17 protein-coding genes are annotated in these 17495 nt (G+C 71.4%); 13 read left to right on the top strand and 4 right to left on the bottom strand.

The genetic code is table 11. The annotated features are described in order from the left end of the window. Position 1 precedes the first annotated feature (1 nt). Entirely contained in the window at positions 2-916 is a 915-nt protein-coding gene (locus G3I54_RS06485) for a ribonuclease Z (protein WP_164612030.1), read from the top strand. A gap of 30 nt (positions 917-946) precedes the next feature. Beyond that, positions 947-1939, top strand: a complete 993-nt coding sequence (locus tag G3I54_RS06480) for an adenosine deaminase (protein ID WP_164612028.1) — start codon at positions 947-949, stop codon at positions 1937-1939. Here the strand turns inward: G3I54_RS06480 and G3I54_RS06475 are convergent. Beyond that, positions 1903-3267, bottom strand: coding sequence for an MFS transporter (locus G3I54_RS06475; protein ID WP_164612026.1), 1365 nt, complete (start codon positions 3265-3267; stop codon positions 1903-1905). The two genes, G3I54_RS06480 and G3I54_RS06475, sit on opposite strands and share 37 nt — an antisense overlap. Positions 3268-3694: 427 nt before the next feature. Between G3I54_RS06475 and G3I54_RS06470 the strand changes: the two genes are divergently transcribed. The 5 genes from G3I54_RS06470 to G3I54_RS06450 all read left to right on the top strand — a co-directional run bounded on the left by G3I54_RS06470 (position 3695) and on the right by G3I54_RS06450 (position 8244). Continuing rightward, complete coding sequence (locus tag G3I54_RS06470) at positions 3695-4861, top strand: PfkB family carbohydrate kinase (RefSeq protein ID WP_164612024.1); 1167 nt, start codon at positions 3695-3697, stop codon at positions 4859-4861. A gap of 163 nt (positions 4862-5024) precedes the next feature. Next, complete coding sequence (locus tag G3I54_RS06465) at positions 5025-6089, top strand: PhoH family protein (protein ID WP_164612022.1); 1065 nt, start codon at positions 5025-5027, stop codon at positions 6087-6089. Between the two features lie 12 nt (positions 6090-6101). After that, positions 6102-6599: an rRNA maturation RNase YbeY gene (ybeY, locus tag G3I54_RS06460; RefSeq protein ID WP_003969265.1), complete on the top strand. Its 498-nt coding sequence runs from the start codon at positions 6102-6104 to the stop codon at positions 6597-6599. Beyond that, positions 6596-7894 carry a hemolysin family protein gene (locus tag G3I54_RS06455; RefSeq protein WP_164612020.1) on the top strand — a complete coding sequence of 433 codons (1299 nt, stop codon included), beginning with the start codon at positions 6596-6598 and terminating at the stop codon, positions 7892-7894. Before ybeY ends, G3I54_RS06455 begins: the two co-directional genes overlap by 4 nt. Beyond that, entirely contained in the window at positions 7891-8244 is a 354-nt protein-coding gene (locus G3I54_RS06450; protein ID WP_164612018.1) for an MmcQ/YjbR family DNA-binding protein, read from the top strand. The genes G3I54_RS06455 and G3I54_RS06450 overlap by 4 nt, the downstream gene beginning before the upstream one ends. A gap of 68 nt (positions 8245-8312) precedes the next feature. On the opposite strand, the gene G3I54_RS06445 is transcribed toward G3I54_RS06450, so the two are convergent. Continuing rightward, entirely contained in the window at positions 8313-9740 is a 1428-nt protein-coding gene (locus G3I54_RS06445) for an MFS transporter (protein ID WP_203685590.1), read from the bottom strand. Between the two features lie 100 nt (positions 9741-9840). On the opposite strand from G3I54_RS06445, the gene G3I54_RS06440 reads away from it, so the two are divergent. From G3I54_RS06440 to era, 3 genes are all read left to right on the top strand, one after another. Continuing rightward, on the top strand, positions 9841-10737 hold the full coding sequence (locus G3I54_RS06440; RefSeq protein ID WP_164612014.1) for a helix-turn-helix transcriptional regulator: 897 nt from the start codon (positions 9841-9843) through the stop codon (positions 10735-10737). Positions 10738-10778: 41 nt separating this feature from the next. Then, complete coding sequence (locus G3I54_RS06435; protein WP_137233383.1) at positions 10779-11141, top strand: cytidine deaminase; 363 nt, start codon at positions 10779-10781, stop codon at positions 11139-11141. Between the two features lie 94 nt (positions 11142-11235). Then, on the top strand, positions 11236-12201 hold the full coding sequence (gene era / locus G3I54_RS06430) for a GTPase Era (RefSeq protein WP_164612012.1): 966 nt from the start codon (positions 11236-11238) through the stop codon (positions 12199-12201). Between the two features lie 24 nt (positions 12202-12225). Here the strand turns inward: era and G3I54_RS06425 are convergent, their stop codons facing one another. Then, positions 12226-12492, bottom strand: a complete 267-nt coding sequence (locus tag G3I54_RS06425; protein WP_164612010.1) for a protealysin inhibitor emfourin — start codon at positions 12490-12492, stop codon at positions 12226-12228. 73 nt (positions 12493-12565) lie between these two features. Further along, positions 12566-13642, bottom strand: coding sequence for a M4 family metallopeptidase (locus G3I54_RS06420; protein ID WP_164612008.1), 1077 nt, complete (start codon positions 13640-13642; stop codon positions 12566-12568). A gap of 289 nt (positions 13643-13931) precedes the next feature. Between G3I54_RS06420 and leuA the strand changes: the two genes are divergently transcribed. The 3 genes from leuA to recO all read left to right on the top strand — a co-directional run bounded on the left by leuA (position 13932) and on the right by recO (position 17458). Then, the gene (gene leuA, locus G3I54_RS06415; RefSeq protein ID WP_164612006.1) at positions 13932-15728 is read left to right on the top strand and encodes a 2-isopropylmalate synthase; all 1797 of its coding nucleotides are present in this window, start codon (positions 13932-13934) and stop codon (positions 15726-15728) included. A gap of 224 nt (positions 15729-15952) precedes the next feature. Then, positions 15953-16657 carry a TerB family tellurite resistance protein gene (locus G3I54_RS06410; RefSeq protein WP_164612004.1) on the top strand — a complete coding sequence of 235 codons (705 nt, stop codon included), beginning with the start codon at positions 15953-15955 and terminating at the stop codon, positions 16655-16657. Between the two features lie 54 nt (positions 16658-16711). After that, positions 16712-17458 (top strand): DNA repair protein RecO, encoded by a 747-nt coding sequence (gene recO, locus G3I54_RS06405; RefSeq protein WP_026237355.1) that lies wholly within the window; start codon positions 16712-16714, stop codon positions 17456-17458. Positions 17459-17495: the final 37 nt, after the last annotated feature.

Raw genomic sequence — 17495 nt, 5'->3', positions numbered from 1 at the left:
CATGTCCGTACGCGAGTTGGTGGTGCTCGGCACCGCCAGCCAGGTCCCCACCCGGCACCGCAACCACAACGGCTATCTGCTGCGCTGGGACGGCGAGGGCATTCTCTTCGACCCCGGCGAGGGCACCCAGCGCCAGATGCTGCGGGCCGGGGTCGCCGCGCACGACATCGACCGGATCTGCGTCACCCACTTCCACGGCGACCACTCCCTCGGGCTCGCCGGGGTGATCCAGCGGATCAACCTCGACCAGGTGCCGCACCCGGTGACCGCGCACTACCCGGCGAGCGGGCAGCACTTCTTCGACCGGCTGCGGTACGCCACCGCCTACCGCGAGACCGTAGAGCTGACCCAGGTCCCGGTCTCCGGAGCCGGCGCGGTCCTCGCCACCACGGCCTCGTACACCCTGGACAGCCACAAGCTCTCGCACCCCGTCGAGTCGTACGGCTACCGCCTCACCGAGCCCGACACCCGGCGCATGCTGCCCGCCCTGCTCAAGGAGCACGGCATCACCGGACCGGACGTCGGCCGCCTCCAGCGCGAAGGCGCCCTCGACGGCGTCACCCTGGACCAGGTCTCCGAACACCGGCGCGGACAGCGGTTCGCGTTCGTCATGGACACCCGGCTCTGCGACGGGGTGTACGCGCTCGCCGAGGGCTGCGACATGCTCGTCATCGAGTCGACCTTCCTCGACGGGGACGAGAAGCTGGCCGTCGACCACGGGCACCTGACCGCCGGCCAGGCCGCCCGGGTGGCGCAGGAGTCGGGCGTGCGCCACCTCGTGCTGACCCACTTCTCCCAGCGCTACAGCGACCCGGAGCTCTTCGAGACCCAGGCCCGCGCCGCCGGGTTCGACGGCGAACTCACCGTCGCCCAGGACCTGATCCGGGTACCGGTCCCCACCCGGCACCACCACTGAACCCACCAGCACCACCGTTTGCGAGACACCGTGCACCTCCCCAAGGCAGAACTCCACCTCCACATCGAAGGCACCCTCGAACCCGAACTGGCCTTCGCCCTCGCGGAGCGCAACGGGGTGACCCTGCCGTACGCCACCACCGACGAGCTGCGCGCCGCCTATGAGTTCGAGGACCTCCAGTCCTTCCTGGACCTCTACTACGCGCTGATGGCCGTGCTGCGCACCGAGGAGGACTTCGCCGAACTCGTCGACGCCTATCTCGCCCGTGCCGCCGCCCAGGGCGTGCGGCACGCCGAGGTCTTCTTCGACCCGCAGGCCCACACCGCCCGGGGCGTCCCGATCGGCACGGTCATCGAAGGGATCGGGCGGGCGCTGGAGCGCAGTGAGGAGACCCACGGCGTCTCCACCCAGCTGATCATGTGCTTCCTGCGCGACCTGTCCGCCGAATCGGCCCTCGGCACCCTGGACGCGGCCAAGCCCTATCTGCACCGGATCAGCGCGATCGGCCTGGACTCCGCCGAGGTCGGCCACCCGCCCGCCAAGTTCCGCGCGGTGTACGAGGAGGCCACCGCCCTCGGCCTGCGCAAGGTGGCCCACGCGGGGGAGGAGGGCCCGCCGGAGTACATCCGGGAGGCTCTGGACATCCTCGGCGTCGAGCGCGTCGACCACGGGCTGCGCTGCCTGGAGGACCCGGAGCTGGTGGCACGGCTGGTCGCCGACCGGGTGCCGCTCACGCTCTGCCCGCTCTCCAACGTACGGCTGCGCACGGTCGACACGCTGAAGGATCATCCGCTGCCGCGGATGATGGCGGCGGGCCTGCTCTGCACGGTCAACTCCGACGACCCCGCCTACTTCGGCGGGTACGCGGGCGACAACTTCGACGCCGTACGGGACGCGCTCGCCCTGGAACCGGAGCAGCTGCGCACCCTGGCCCGCAACTCCTTCGAGGCGGCCTTCCTCGACCACGACGAGGAGCGCAGGGCGCGCTACCTGTCCGAGGTCGAGGCGTACGCGTTCGACTGACCGGAACCGCCGTCCGGACCGGCCGTCCGGATCGCGCTGCGCACCAGCCGCCTGCGCCGCAGGGCCGGTACGCGCAGCTCCGTGACGGCCTGCTCCGGGGAACCGAGCTTCGGCACCGCGCCGGACAGGCTGCCGGTGGTGGTGGCGGCGAGCAGGGCGGCCGGGGCGCCACCGCGGCGGCGCACCGAACCGGGCACCAGCGGACGGCCGCCGGTGTGCAGTGCCACGGCGGTCACCGGCGCGGCGACCAGCAGGGTGGCCGCCCCCAGGATCAGCCCCATCACCGGATAGCCGGCCTCCTCGGAGAGCACGCTGCCCAGCAGCGGACCGCAGGCTACCCCCACGGAGGAGGCGGAGCCCGCCAGCACCGCCCAACGGCCGCGTACGTCCAGGGAGGCGGCCAGACCGATGAGGTAGGAGAGGACCACCGGGTAGACGGTGTTCCACAGCACCTCGCCGGTCGCGAACGAGCCGAGGTCCCGGGCCGAGGAGCTGAGCACGATGCTCGCCGCGATGACCACGGTCCCCAGCCCGATCGGCACCGCCCGGCCGAGCCGGGCGCCGAGCAGACCGGCCCCCATGACACCCAGCAGACCCGCGCCGAGGGCGGCGGCGAAGACGGCGCCGACGGTGACCTCGGTCAGTCCCGCCTGCGTGATGCCGATGCGGCTGCTCACGCCCCACAGCGCGTTCTGCGCCATGGACCAGACGAGCATGCCGCCCGCCAGGACGAGCCCGGAACGGCGGTGCGGGAGCCGCCCGGTGATCGGCGATGCGGTCTCCTCCGCCGCCGTCGCGCCGCCGAGCCGGGCGGTCGCGGGCCAGACGAGCAGGGCGACCAGGGCGATCGCGGCGAACGGAAGCCGGTGTCCGCCGCCGAGGTGGGGGATCGTCAGATAGAGGACGCCCGCCGTGGCGGACACGGTGAGCAGCCCGAGCGAGGACGTCCGGTGCGGGTCGCGCCGGGCGGCGATCCCGGCCGCGGCGACCGCCGTCGCGGTGCCCGAGCCGAAGCCGCCGACCACCACGCCGAGCACCACCAGGGGTACGGACCCGGCGAGCGCGGCGCAGCCGTAACCGACGGCGGCCAGCAGCAGCCCGGCGCGGGCGGGGGTGCGCGCCCCGTACCGCTCGACCCGGCCCGCCAGGGTGAAGCCGGCACCGGCCGAACTGAGGAGCAGAGCACTGCCGACCAGGCCCGCCTGGGCGGGACTCAGCCCGAGATGGGCGCTGAGCCGGCCGACGACGGTGGGGAGGAGGTAGGAGGCGAGGTAGCCGGCGGTGAAGACGGCAACCAGGGGCCACGCGGCACCGGGGCGCGAGGACATGGGCGTTCCTGAAGACATGCCTGAGCAGGCAGGGGGGAGGGGGAGAGAAGACGCGGGGAGGAGAGAAGAGCGGGGAGGGGTACTGCGGGAAGGCATGGGGGTGCTGCGGGAGGACATGCGGGTACTGCGGAGGTAAGGCGATATGCCAGGAGATTGCGGCTCTCGTCGGACAACGTGCCCGAAGGTGCTCGCGGGGCAATTTGTATCAAGCGCTCCCGGCTCCTCGAAAGCCGCCCCGATGTGATCTGGGTCACTTATGCGTTTATGCAGGTGAGGTCCGGGTATTAGCGCATGTTTATGCAGGTCAGGCGTGCTGCGAACACTTGGGCGCGGACACTGCGTTCCCCTGTGCCGATCGGGCAGACTGGCCGCATCTCACACGGTCCGGATCCGGCCGAGATCCGCCGCACGACCCCGGGAGCGCACGGTGAGCACAGAGACTCCGGGCATCGACCCGCTGCTGGCGCTGCGCGCCCCTCGCGACCCCGCCTGCGACGTCTTCCTGACGGGCACGGTCTTCCTCGACATCATCTTCACCGGCCTGGACAGCGCGCCCGTGCGCGGTACCGAGTCCTGGGCCCGGGGGATGGGATCCAGCCCGGGCGGCGTCGCCAACATGGCCACCGCCCTCGCCCGCCTGGGCCTGCGCACCTCGCTCGCCGCCGCGTTCGGCGACGACCACTACGGGGAGTACTGCTGGGACGCCCTCGAACAGGGTGAGGGCATCGACCTGTCGATGTCGCACACCGTCCCCGGCTGGCACTCGCCGGTCACCGTCTCGATGGCGTACGAGGGCGAGCGCACGATGGTCTCCCACGGCCACGAGGCCCCGGCGCCCAGCGGGGTTCCTGCCGCTAACGGGGCCGCTGGGCCTGCGAAAGGCCCAGCCCCCACCGAACCCGCCGAACGCCCCGCGCCCGCCCCGGCCTTCCCGCACTGCCCGCCGCGTGCCCGTGCCGCGATCGCCTCGCTCGCCCCGGGCCGGGCCGAGCCCTGGGTGGCCACCGCCGCCCGGGACGGCGCGCTGATCTTCGCCGACGTCGGCTGGGACGAGACCGGCCGCTGGGACCTGGACGCCCTGCCCGACCTGGCGCACTGCGAGGCGTTCCTGCCCAACGCGGAGGAGGCGATGCGCTACACCCGTACCGACTGCCCGCGCGCCGCCGCCCACGCGCTCGCCGAACGCGTCCCGCTCGCCGTGGTCACCCTGGGCGCCGAGGGCGCGTACGCCGTCGACGGGCGCACCGGCGCCGCCGCGGCGGTGCCCGCCATCGAGGTGGAGGCCCTCGACCCGACCGGCGCCGGGGACGTGTTCGTCGCCGGCTTCGTGACCGGCACCCTCGCCGACTGGCCGCTCGCCGACCGGCTCGCCTTCGCCGGGCTCACCGCAGCCCTCTCGGTCCAGGAGTTCGGCGGCTCGCTCTCCGCCCCCGGCTGGGCCGAGGTGGCCGCCTGGTGGCAGCGGATCCGCACCTGCGAGGGCCAGGACCCCGCCGCCCTGGAGCGCTACGCCTTCCTGGACGACCTCCTGCCCACCACGGCCCGCGCCTGGCCGCTGCGGCGCGCGGTGCCTACGATCGGCTTCCGCCAGTGAGCGGGCGCCGGCCGAGCCGTACACCGTGGCGGCCCGGGTCGCACACACGGGCGGTAAAAGCACTCTGCGTTGTCAGCGCCAGGTCGTAGGCTTGGTAATCCAGAGGTTGTCGAGCAGCGAGAACCCTGCAACGGGAGGTATGCGCAGGCCCGAGGGCCGGCCCATGACTCAGACACCCACACAGCCGCAGGCGCGTGCCCAGATCAGGATTCCGGCCGCACACCCCATGGTGATGCTCCTGGGATCGGGTGACTCGCTGTTGCGCGTGATCGAAGAGGCTTTCCCGGCGGCCGACATCCATGTCCGGGGCAACGAGATCAGTGCCACGGGCGAGGCCGCCGACGTCGCTCTCATCCAACGCCTGTTCGACGAGATGATGCTCGTGCTCCGCACCGGAGCGCCGATGACGGAGGACGCAGTGGAACGGTCGATCGCCATGCTCAGGGCGGCCGGCAACGGACAGGGAGAGCCGCAGGGCGAGACGCCCGCCGAGGTGCTCACGCAGAACATCCTCTCCAACCGCGGCCGCACCATCCGCCCCAAGACGCTCAATCAGAAGCGGTACGTGGACGCGATCGACGAGCACACGATCGTGTTCGGCATCGGTCCCGCCGGTACGGGCAAGACCTATCTCGCCATGGCCAAGGCGGTCCAGGCGCTCCAGTCCAAGCAGGTCAGCCGGATCATCCTGACCCGGCCCGCGGTCGAGGCGGGGGAGCGGCTCGGCTTCCTGCCGGGCACCCTGTTCGACAAGATCGACCCGTATCTGCGTCCGCTCTACGACGCCCTGCACGACATGCTCGACCCCGACTCGATCCCGCGGCTGATGGCGGCGGGCACGATCGAGGTCGCGCCACTGGCGTACATGCGCGGCCGTACGCTCAACGACGCGTTCATCATCCTCGACGAGGCGCAGAACACCAGCGCCGAGCAGATGAAGATGTTCCTCACCCGCCTCGGCTTCGACTCGAAGATCGTCATCACCGGTGACATCACCCAGGTCGACCTGCCGAGCGGTACGAAGAGCGGGCTGCGGCAGGTCCAGGACATCCTGGAGGGCCTGGACGACGTGCACTTCTCGCGCCTCACCTCCCAGGATGTCGTCCGGCACAAGCTCGTCGGCCGTATCGTCGACGCGTACGAGAAGTACGACAGCCGAAACGGTCAGCGAGACGGTCAGGCGGAAGGCCGCGAAGACGGCCGACGCGACCGCCGTAAAGGGAAGTAGTCGCAGCGCACCATGTCGATCGACGTCAACAACGAGTCCGGAACCGAGGTCGACGAGCAGGCGATCCTCGACATCGCCCGCTACGCACTGGCCCGGATGCGGATCCACCCGCTGTCCGAGCTCTCGGTGATCGTGGTGGACACCGACGCCATGGAGCAGCTGCACATCCAGTGGATGGACCTTCCCGGTCCGACCGATGTCATGTCCTTCCCGATGGACGAGCTGCGTCCGCCGGCCAAGGACGACGAGGAGCCCCCGCAGGGGCTCCTCGGTGACATCGTGCTCTGCCCGGAGGTCGCGAAGAAGCAGGGCGAAGAGGCCCCGACGCAGCACTCCATGGACGAGGAGCTCCAGCTCCTGACCGTCCACGGAGTGCTGCACCTGCTGGGGTACGACCACGAGGAGCCGGACGAGAAGGCCGAGATGTTCGGTCTCCAGGCCGCCATCGTGGACGGCTGGCGCGGGGAGCACGGGCTCACCGGCGCGTCCCCGGCCCCCACCGTCTCGTGAGCGCGCCGCTGATCGTCGGCGCGGTTCTGCTGGTCATGGTCGGCTGGCTGGCCGCCTGCGCGGAGGCCGGCATCGCCCGCACCTCCAGCTTCCGGGCGGACGAGGCGGTCCGGTCCGGGCGGCGCGGCAGCGCGAAGCTCGCGCAGATCGCCGCCGACCCGACCCGCTATCTCAACGTCGCCCTGCTGGTGCGGGTCGCCTGCGAGATGTCGGCCGGAGTCCTCGTCACATACGCCTGTCTCCAGGAGTTTCCCGAGACCTGGGAGGCGCTGGCCGTCGCGATGGGCGTGATGGTCCTCGTCTCCTACGTCGCCATCGGCGTCTCGCCGCGCACCATCGGCCGCCAGCACCCGCTGAACACGGCCACGGCATCGGCGTACGTGCTGCTGCCGCTGGCCAGGATCATGGGCCCGATCCCGCAGCTGCTGATCCTCGTCGGCAACGCGCTGACCCCGGGCAAGGGGTTCCGCAAGGGCCCGTTCGCCAGCGAGGCCGAGCTGCGCGCCATGGTCGACCTCGCCGAGGCGGAGTCGCTCATCGAGGACGACGAGCGCCGCATGGTGCACTCCGTCTTCGAGCTGGGCGACACCCTGGTCCGCGAGGTCATGGTGCCGCGCACCGACCTCGTCTCCATCGAGCGCTACAAGACGATCCGCCAGGCCCTCACCCTCGCGCTGCGCTCCGGCTTCTCCCGGATCCCGGTCACCGGCGAGAACGAGGACGACGTCGTCGGGATCGTCTATCTCAAGGACCTGGTCCGCAAGACGCACATCAACCGCGAGTCCGAGGCCGACCCGGTCTCCACCGCGATGCGCCCCGCCGCCTTCGTCCCCGACACCAAGAACGCCGGTGACCTGCTGCGCGAGATGCAGCAGGACCGCAGCCACGTCGCGGTCGTCATCGACGAGTACGGCGGCACCGCGGGCATCGTCACCATCGAGGACATCCTGGAGGAGATCGTCGGCGAGATCACCGACGAGTACGACCGGGAGCTGCCGCCCGTCCAGGAGCTGGAGAACGGCTGCTACCGGGTCACCGCCCGGCTCGACATCGGGGACCTCGGCGACCTCTTCGACCTCGACGAGTACGACGACGAGGACGTGGAGACCGTCGGCGGTCTGCTCGCCAAGGCGCTCGGCCGGGTCCCGATCGCCGGCGCCTCGGCCACGGTCGAGCTGCCCGACGGCCGCAGGCTCCGCCTCACCGCCGAGTCCCCGGCCGGCCGCCGGAACAAGATCGTCACGGTGCTCGTGGAGCCGGAGCACAAAGAGACCGAGGAGAAGGAAGCGGAATGACGCCGGAGCGGCTGCGGGCCTTCTGCCTGGAGTTCAACGCGAGCGTGGAGGAGTTCCCGTTCGGCCCGGAGACCTCCGTGTTCAAGGTGCTCGGCAAGCTGTTCGCCCTCACCGCGCTGGACGGGCGGCCGCTCACGGTCAACCTCAAGTGCGATCCCGACGAGGCGATCCGGCTGCGCGAGACGCACCCCGCGATCGTGCCCGGCTGGCACATGAACAAGCGCCACTGGAACACGGTCACCGTCTCCGGCGTCCCGGACCGGCTGCTGCGCGAAATGATCGAGGACTCCTACGACCTGGTGGTCGCCGGACTCCCGAAGGCGGAGCGGCTGCGCCTGGACCGGCCGTAGGACGCGTACGCGAACGGGCCCGCTCCTCCTCCGTGGGGAGCGGGCCCGTCCTCGTACCGGCAGGAAGGTCAGCCGCGGCGCAGCCCCGTCGCCACCGCCGCGCCCGCCGCCAGCAGGATCGCCGCGGTGACCGCCACCACCGTCCGTACGCCGTCGAACAGCGTGTCCTGCGTCGTGGCCAGCACCCCCAGCAGCGGGATGCCGACCGTCAGGCCCACCTGCTGGGTCGTGGTGACCAGACCCGTGGCCAGGCCCTGCTGCTCGTTCGGGATGCCGGAGGTCACGGTCAGTCCGTACGCGATGATCGCGCCCAGGTGGCACATGCTCGCCAACGACACCGCCGCCGTGGCCAGCCACACGCCCGACTCCGTGCCCAGGCCCAGCAGCGCGCCGATGAACAGGCCCTGGCCGAGCAGCGACAGCGCCAGGGTCCGGCGTGCGCCGATCCGGCCGATCACCTTCGGCGCGTACATCCCGGCCACCACCGACAGCGCGCCCTGCGCACCGAAGACCAGCCCGGTGGCGAACGGCGAGAGGTCCAGGACCTCCTGGAGGTACAGGGTCAGCACGAAGACGACCGTGCTCATCATCGAGAAGGTCATCAGACCGCCGAGGTTGCCGAACGCCACCGTCCGCCGCCGCAGCATCGGCAGCGACACCAGCGGGGCCGCCGAGCGGGACTCCACCAGGACGAACGCGGCGAGCAGAGCGACCCCGAGGACCAGCGTGACCAGCACGTCCGCGCCGCCGAAGCCGCGCTCCGCCGCCGTGGTCAGGGCGTAGATCAGCGCCAGCAGACCGCCGGTGACGCTCACCGCGCCCGGCACGTCCAGCCGGGGCCGGTCCGCCGTACGCGACTCCTCCAGCACCTTCGGGGCCACCGCCAGCACCACGAGCGAGGCCAGCGCCAGCAGGCCCATCGTGGAGCGCCAGCCCAGCGTGTCCGTCAGGACGCCGCCCGCGACCATGCCCACCGTGAAGCCGAGCGACAGCAGCGTCCCGCTGATCCCGAGCGCCCGGTCACGCAGTGGCCCCTCCGGGAACGTGGTGGTGAGCAGGGACATCCCGGTCGGCACGATGACCGCCGCCCCCAGCCCCTGGAGCGCCCGCCCGGCGAGGAAGGAGGCCGGGTCCCAGGCCAGCGTCGCCAGCAGGGACGAGGCGCCGAAGACGGTGAGCCCGGTGAGGAACAGCCGGCGCCGCCCGTACAGATCGGCGATCCTCCCGAACAGCAGCAGGAAGCCCCCCGACGGCAGCGCGAACGCGGTGATGGCCCATTGGAGGCCCGTGGTGCTCAGCCCCAGGTCCTTGCCGAGCACGGGCAGCGCCACGTTCAGCACGGAGAAGTCGAGGGCCACCATGAACTGGGCGGCGCACAGCACGAAGAGGACCAGCCGGGCCCGGCCGGAGAGCCGGGGCGGCACGGAAGCCGAAGCGGAAGCCACAGAGGAAGAAGCAGCGGGAGAAGCAGTGGTGGAAGGGGATTCGATCGCCATGCGGTCCACCCTGCGGCGGCCGGAATAACCGTGGGGAGCGGGAACTTATCCTGTTGCCCGCACCACCAGGCAGGCGCACGCACGGACACAGGGGGAGTACGTGGCCACACCGGCCCGGCAGGCGACGGACGACACGAAGGCGCACCGCCTCGCCGAACTGCGCGAGTTCCTGATGAGCCGCCGGGCCCGCGTCACCCCGGCCGAAGCGGGCCTGCCGGACGGCGGCGCCCGTCGCCGCACCCCGGGCCTGCGCCGCGAGGAGGTCGCGGTCCTCGCCGGAGTCGGCGTCTCCTGGTACCAGTGGCTGGAGCAGGGCCGCGACATCACCGTCTCCCCGCAGGTGCTGGACTCCGTCGCCCGCGTGCTGCGGCTCAGGAGCGCCGAGCGCCGCCATCTGTACGTACTGGCCGGGCTGAACCCGCCGCCGGCCGAGGTCGATCCGGCCGACGCCGACATGTGCGAGGGGCTGACCCGGCTCATCGACGCCTGGATGCCGTACCCGGCCCACATCATGGACCGGTACTGGAACACCGTCCTGTACAACGACGCGGCCGGCGCGGTCCTCGGCATGCGCCCGGACATCCGGCAGAACTGTCTGATCGCCTTCTTCACCGACCCCGTCTACCGCTCCCGCACCGGGGCGAGTTGGGACGCGCTCGCCCCGCAGGTGGTGGCCCAGTTCCGGGCGGCCTGCTCGGAGTGTCCGGAGGACGACGGGTTCCGGGCGGTCGTCGAGGAGGCCAGGGCGGTCAGCCCGCTCTTCGCAGAACTGTGGGAGCGGCGCGACATCGCCCCCGCCGGGCAGAACCGCAAGGAGGTCGAGCACCCGCTCGTCGGCCGTCTGGTCCTGGAGGCCACCCAGCTGCGGGTGCCGGCCCGGCCGGACCTGGCGATCGTGCTGCACACTCCGCTGCCCGACACCGGCTGCGAGGCCAGGCTCCAGTGGCTCGCCTCGCCCGAGGGCCGACGCGGCTCGATGTATCCGGTGCCGGGGTGACCCGCTCGGCCGGCCCGCCGCCCGCTTCGTATGCTCGTGCCATGACCGACACCACCGACACCACCGGCCTCGACGCCGAGGACCGCAAGATCGTCACTCTGGCGCGCAGCGCCCGCGCCCGCAACGGTGTGCCCGAGGGCGCGGCCGTACGCGACGAGACCGGACGTACGTATGTCGCGGGCACGGTGGCGCTGGAGTCGCTGAAGCTCAGCGCGTTGCAGACCGCCGTCGCCATGGCGGTGGCCAGCGGCGCCACCTCGCTGGAGGCGGCAGCGGTCGTCTCCGCCGCCGAGACACCCTCCGACGACGACCGGGCCGCGGTGCGGGACCTCGGCGGACCGGACACCCCGGTGCTGCTCGCGGCCCCGGACGGCACGCTGCGCGTACGCGTCACGGCCGGCTGAACGACCGCTCCGGCGGCCGTTCCGCCCGGCCCTCCGGCGCGTCCCGGCGTACCGCTGTACGAGAGCGCCGCCGGGATCGGGGAGAATGGTCGCCATGAGCGCTCGACCGAACCAAGAATCCGCTGCCCCGCAAGCGGAGACCACCTCCCCCCACCGGGCAGGCTTCGCCTGCTTCGTGGGCCGCCCCAACGCCGGCAAGTCCACTCTCACGAACGCTCTCGTCGGTCAGAAGGTGGCGATCACCTCCAACCGCCCCCAGACCACCCGGCACACGGTGCGCGGCATCGTGCACCGTGACGACGCGCAGCTGATCCTGGTCGACACCCCCGGCCTCCACAAGCCGCGCACGCTGCTGGGCGAGCGGCTCAACGACGTCGTGCGGACGACCTGGGCCGAGGTCGACGTCATCGGCTTCTGCCTGCCCGCCGACCAGAAGCTCGGCCCCGGCGACAAGTACATCGTCAAGGAGCTCGCGGGGATCAAGAAGACCCCCAAGATCGCCATCATCACCAAGACCGACCTGGTCGAGTCCAAGGCGCTGGCCGAACAGCTCCTCGCCGTCTCCGCGCTCGCCGACGAGCTGGGCTTCGAGTGGGCCGAGATCATTCCGGTCTCGGCGGTCAAGGACCAGCAGGTGGGCCTGCTGGCCGACCTCATCGCCCCGCTCCTCCCGGAGAGCCCGCCGCTCTACCCGGAGGGCGACCTCACCGACGAGCCGGAGATGGTCATGGTCGCGGAGCTGATCCGCGAGGCCGCGCTGGAAGGCGTACGCGACGAGCTGCCGCACTCCATCGCGGTCGTCGTCGAGGAGATGCTGCCCCGCGAGAACCGCCCGGCGGGCAAGCCGCTGCTGGACATCCACGCCAACGTCTACATCGAGCGCCCCAGCCAGAAGGGCATCATCATCGGCCCGAAGGGCCAGCGGCTGAAGGACGTCGGCACGAAGTCCCGCAAGCACATCGAGGCGCTGCTCGGCACGCCGGTCTTCCTGGACCTGCATGTGAAGGTCGCCAAGGACTGGCAGCGCGATCCCAAGCAGCTGCGCAAGCTCGGGTTCTAGCCCTTCACGGACCGGGGGCCGATCTCACGCGCCCTCCTTGAGGACGCGTGAGATCAGCGTGCGCTGCGCCCCGGTCAGATCGGGGTCAGCGCAGTACACGGTGCGGCCGTCGACCGTGATCGTGTACCGGAAGCCGTCCGGCACCCCGGGCGCCGAGGTGTCCCGCGCCGCGCCGAGCGCCTCCTCGGCGAGCGCCTGCCACTCGGCGGCGTCCGCCCGGCCCTCGGTGTCGACCTCATGGCGGCGGGAGATGCCGGCGAAGCCGCCGGTCCGGCTGACCTGAATACGCATGGGGTCCTGTCTATCGGGGGCCGTGACCGCACTCAACCCCGCCTGCCCGAACCGGCCTCCTCGGCGGGCCGGTTCACGCGCGCGTCGGAACGCCCACCTCCGACCAGGCCTTGAGGACCGCCTCCCGCTCGTCGCCCTCGCCGAAGCGGTCGCCCGCCGCCGTGACCGTCAGCCGGGCGAACTCCGCGAAGTCCGCGTTCGCCGTCAGCTCGCCGCCGGTCAGCACGTCGAACCAGATCTGTCCGGCGCGCTCCCAGGAATTGCCGCCCAGGGCGGTGGCCAGGAGGTAGAACGCGCGGTTGGGGATGCCGGAGTTGAGGTGGACCCCGCCGTTGTCCTCCTCCGTCTCGATGTAGTCGTCCATGGAGCCCGGCTGCGGGTCCTTGCCGAGGACGTCGTCGTCGTACGCCGTGCCCGGGGCCTTCATCGAGCGCAGCGCGTCCCCGCTGACCCGGGGCGCCAGCAGCCCGGCCCCGATCAGCCAGTCGGCCTGCTCCGCGCTCTGGCCCAGCGAGTACTGCTTGACCAGCGAGCCGATGACGTCGGACACGGACTCGTTGAGCGCGCCGGACTGGCCCTCGTAGCGCAGGTTGGCGGTGTACTGCGTCAGGCCATGGGCCAGCTCGTGGGCGATCACGTCGACCGCGACGGTGAAGTCGAGGAAGATCTCGCCGTCGCCGTCCCCGAAGACCATCTGCTCGCCGTCGAAGAACGCGTTGTTGTACTCCTCGCCGTAGTGCACGGAGCCGATCAGCGGCAGGCCCTTGCCGTCGATCGAGCTGCGCCCGTACGCCGAGAGCAGCAGCTCGAAGGTGGCGCCGAGGCAGGCGTACGCGCGGTTGACGCTGGCGTCGGACGTGGGCTTGTCGCCCTCGTCGCGGACCTGGCGGCCGGGCAGGGTGGTGCCGTTCTCGCAGTCGTACAGGGTGCGGTGGGGCTTGGTGGGGACCGCGCCCGCGCCCGGGGTGGCCGGGGCGGCGGCGAGCGCCGTCATCCGGCGGCGGTTGCGGCGCAGGCCGTCGGCCTCCAGGGTGCGGCGGGCCGGATCCGCGAGCCGGGCGTCGGCGGACCGGGACAGGTGATCGAGGACGTGGGGCGGAACGATGGTGCAGAAGACGGGGTGGAGCTCGCCGTCGGTTCGAAGGTGCATACACCGACTGTGGCACTCCGTCACCGTTCTGTCACTGGTTGCGACGATGATTGACGAAATGGAGTGATGAGTCACTGTTTACCCGTCATCGATGCCCGGTCCCGCATACTGATACGGACCGACACCACGGGCCACACTCGGTTACGCTCGTCGCATCATGCGTTTCGGGCTGCTTCTCCTTAGCTGCCGCGGCGAGGGCCTGTAGTCGTAGGCCGACCCCCTCCCCGCGGAGTCTGGTGCTGCAGCGACACAGTCGGCCGACACCCGCTGGACCGAGGAGCCCTACGCCATGACCACCGTGAATCCCGCCGGTAACACCGTGAACCCTGCCGGTGATTCTGTCGGCCGCCCCACTCCGATCACCAACGCGACGCAGCTGCAGAAGCCGTCCGGGATGCCGGTCCACAAGTACCGCGGCTACGAGGCCGTCGACATCGCCGACCGCACCTGGCCCGACAACCGGATCACCGTGGCGCCCCGCTGGCTGTCCACCGATCTGCGCGACGGCAACCAGGCCCTGATCGACCCGATGTCCCCGGCCCGCAAGCGCGAGATGTTCGATCTGCTGGTCACGATGGGCTACAAGGAGATCGAGGTCGGCTTCCCGTCCTCCGGCGAGACCGACTTCAACTTCGTCCGCTCCATCATCGAAGAGGGCGCGATCCCCGAGGACGTGACGATCTCCGTCCTGACGCAGGCCCGCGAGGAGCTGATCGAGCGCACCGTGGAGTCGCTGGTCGGCGCGCGCCGGGCCACCGTCCACCTGTACAACGCCACCGCCCCCACCTTCCGCCGCGTCGTCTTCCGCGGCTCGCGCGAGGAGGTCAAGCAGATCGCGGTGGACGGCACCCGGCTGGTCATGGAGTACGCCGAGAAGATCCTGGGCCCGGAGACGGTCTTCGGCTACCAGTACAGCCCGGAGATCTTCACCGACACCGAGCTGGACTTCGCCCTGGAGGTCTGCGAGGCCGTCTGCGACGTGTGGCAGCCGGAGGAGGGCCGCGAGATCATCCTCAACCTGCCCGCCACCGTGGAGCGTTCCACGCCCTCCACCCACGCGGACCGCTTCGAGTGGATGTCCCGCCATCTGACCCGCCGCGAGCACGTCTGCCTGTCGGTCCACCCGCACAACGACCGGGGCACCGCCGTCGCCGCCGCCGAGCTGGCCATCATGGCCGGCGCCGACCGTATCGAGGGCTGCCTGTTCGGCCAGGGCGAGCGCACCGGCAACGTCGACCTGGTCACCCTGGGCATGAACCTGTTCTCCCAGGGCGTCGACCCGCAGATCGACTTCTCGCAGATCGACGAGATCCGCCGCACCAGCGAGTACTGCAACCAGATGGAGATCCACCCGCGCCACCCCTACGCGGGCGATCTGGTCTACACCGCCTTCTCCGGCTCCCACCAGGACGCCATCAAGAAGGGCTTCGACGCGATGGAGAAGGACGCGGCGGCCCAGGGCAAGACCGTCGACGACATCGAGTGGGCCGTGCCGTACCTGCCGATCGACCCGAAGGACGTCGGCCGCTCCTACGAGGCCGTCATCCGCGTCAACTCGCAGTCCGGCAAGGGCGGTATCGCGTACGTCCTGAAGAACGACCACAAGCTGGACCTGCCGCGCCGGATGCAGATCGAGTTCTCCCGGATCATTCAGGCCAAGACCGACGCCGAGGGCGGCGAGGTCACCCCGACGCAGATCTGGACCACCTTCCAGGACGAGTACCTGCCGAACCCGGACAACGCCTGGGGACGCGTACAGCTGCGCTCCGGCCAGACCACCTCCGACACCGACGGCACCGACACCCTGACCGTCGAGGCGGTCGTGGACGGCGTCGACACCGTCCTGACGGGCTCCGGCAACGGCCCGATCTCCGCGTTCTTCGAGGCGCTGCAGGCCATCGGCATCGACGCCCGGCTGCTGGACTACACCGAGCACACGATGAGCGAGGGCGCCTCCGCCCAGGCCGCCTCGTACATCGAGTGCGCGATCGACGGCAAGGTCCTGTGGGGCATCGGCATCGACGCCAACACCACCCGCGCCTCGCTCAAGGCGGTCGTCTCCGCGGTCAACCGCGCGGCCCGCTGACCCGTCCGGGGCCTCCGGGGCCCACACGTCCGCCTCTTCGTACGGATGTCCGGTTCGCCCCCGTACCACCGCATTGACGGACCCCGACCACCCGCTCCGGGTGGTCGGGGTTCGGCCATATCCGAGGGTTGTGACGTCCCAGAGGCTGACGTCACATCACGCATGTGGCTAACATCACGTCCAACACACGGCAATGTTGCCGGAGCGTTACGGAGGTGTGCGACGTGCGGTCAGCCAAAGGACAACGCGCTCTGAGGCCGGTCCTCTGCGGCGTACGCACCGTCTGGAACGCCGTCGGCGACGGCTCCTTCTTCTGCCCCGGCTGCGGGGGCGACCGCAACTACCGCCGGCTCACCGGCCGCCGCCGCCTCACCGTCCTCGGCGTCCCACTGGTCCGCCGGGGCGAGGCCGAGCCCGTCGTCGAGTGCGCCGCCTGCCTCGCCCACTACGCCCCTGAGGCCCTGGACCATCCCACCACCACCCGGTTCTCCGCGATGCTCCGCGAGGCCGTCCACACCGTCACGCTGGCCGTTCTCGCCGCCGGGGGCACCACCTCCCGCACGGTCCTGGAGGCCGCCGTCGCCACCGTCCGCGACGCCGGGCTCGACGACTGCACCCAGGAGCAGCTGTTCACCGTCGTCGAGGTGCTGGCCGCCGACACCGGACGCGGCTCCGGCACCGACCCGGCCGCCGAGGCCTGCGGTCCGACCCTCGCCATCGAGCTGCACGAGGTGCTGGCCCCGCTCGCCCCGCACCTGGCCACCGCCGGCCGCGAATCCGTCCTTCTCCAGGGCGCCCGCATCGCCCTCGCGGACGGCCCCTACTGCGCCGCCGAGCGCCAGGTGCTGACCACCGTCGGCAGCGCCCTCCAGCTGCCCGCCGACGACACCGCCCGCCTGCTGGCGGCGGCCGCCCGCACACCCTCGTAGCGCCTTCTCCGCAGCCGCCCCCGTGCGGGCGCCCCGGTGGGCGACAATGGGCCCATGAGCTTGTTCCGGGACGACGGCATCGTGCTGCGTACGCAGAAACTGGGCGAGGCCGACCGGATCATCACGATCCTGACCCGCGGCCACGGCCGGGTGCGCGCCGTCGCCCGCGGGGTGCGCCGCACCAAGTCCAAGTTCGGCGCCCGCCTGGAGCCCTTCTCCCACGTCGACGTGCAGTTCTTCGCGCGCGGCAGCGAGCTGGTCGGCCGCGGGCTGCCGCTCTGCACCCAGAGCGAGACGATCGCCCCGTACGGCGGTGGCATCGTCGCCGACTACGCCCGCTACACCGCGGGCACCGCGATGCTGGAGACCGCCGAGCGGTTCACCGACCACGAGGGCGAACCGGCCGTCCAGCAGTATCTGCTGCTCGTCGGCGGCCTGCGCACCCTCGCCCGGGGCGAGCACGCCCCCCATCTGATCCTGGACGCGTTCCTGCTGCGCTCGCTCGCGGTCAACGGGTACGCGCCCAGCTTCGAGGACTGCGCCAAGTGCGGAATGCCCGGTCCGAACCGGTTCTTCTCCGTCGCGGCGGGGGGCGTCATATGCGGTGACTGCCGGGTCCCGGGCAGCGTCGTACCCTCGGCACAGGCCCTGGCCCTGCTGAGCGCGCTGCTCAGCGGCGACTGGGCGACGGCGGACGCGTGCGAGGCGCGCCATGTCAGGGAGGGGAGCGGGCTGGTGTCCGCCTATCTGCACTGGCATCTGGAGCGCGGCCTGCGCTCGCTGCGGTACGTGGAGAAGTGACGCGGTGCGCCGGACGGACGGCGCGGTGCGTGGAGAA

This window comes from Streptomyces sp. SID14515 (assembly GCF_010548505.1).
GTDB classification, from domain to species: Bacteria; Actinomycetota; Actinomycetes; order Streptomycetales; family Streptomycetaceae; genus Streptomyces; species Streptomyces caviscabies.
The sequence above is the reverse complement of the archived record's forward strand: the minus strand, read 5'-3'. Positions and strand labels throughout refer to the sequence as shown.

Bases quoted from the DNA above. Each gene is read 5' to 3' on its own strand.
- G3I54_RS06485 (WP_164612030.1), top strand. From the start codon at position 2: ATGTCCGTACGCGAGTTGGTGGTGCTCGGCACCGCCAGCCAGGTCCCC.
- G3I54_RS06475 (WP_164612026.1), bottom strand. From the start codon at position 3,267: ATGTCCTCGCGCCCCGGTGCCGCGTGGCCCCTGGTTGCCGTCTTCACC.
- G3I54_RS06465 (WP_164612022.1), top strand. From the start codon at position 5,025: ATGACTCAGACACCCACACAGCCGCAGGCGCGTGCCCAGATCAGGATT.
- ybeY (WP_003969265.1), top strand. From the start codon at position 6,102: ATGTCGATCGACGTCAACAACGAGTCCGGAACCGAGGTCGACGAGCAG.
- G3I54_RS06450 (WP_164612018.1), top strand. From the start codon at position 7,891: ATGACGCCGGAGCGGCTGCGGGCCTTCTGCCTGGAGTTCAACGCGAGC.
- G3I54_RS06445 (WP_203685590.1), bottom strand. From the start codon at position 9,740: ATGGCGATCGAATCCCCTTCCACCACTGCTTCTCCCGCTGCTTCTTCC.
- G3I54_RS06435 (WP_137233383.1), top strand. From the start codon at position 10,779: ATGACCGACACCACCGACACCACCGGCCTCGACGCCGAGGACCGCAAG.
- era (WP_164612012.1), top strand. From the start codon at position 11,236: ATGAGCGCTCGACCGAACCAAGAATCCGCTGCCCCGCAAGCGGAGACC.
- G3I54_RS06425 (WP_164612010.1), bottom strand. From the start codon at position 12,492: ATGCGTATTCAGGTCAGCCGGACCGGCGGCTTCGCCGGCATCTCCCGC.
- G3I54_RS06420 (WP_164612008.1), bottom strand. From the start codon at position 13,642: ATGCACCTTCGAACCGACGGCGAGCTCCACCCCGTCTTCTGCACCATC.
- leuA (WP_164612006.1), top strand. From the start codon at position 13,932: ATGACCACCGTGAATCCCGCCGGTAACACCGTGAACCCTGCCGGTGAT.
- recO (WP_026237355.1), top strand. From the start codon at position 16,712: ATGAGCTTGTTCCGGGACGACGGCATCGTGCTGCGTACGCAGAAACTG.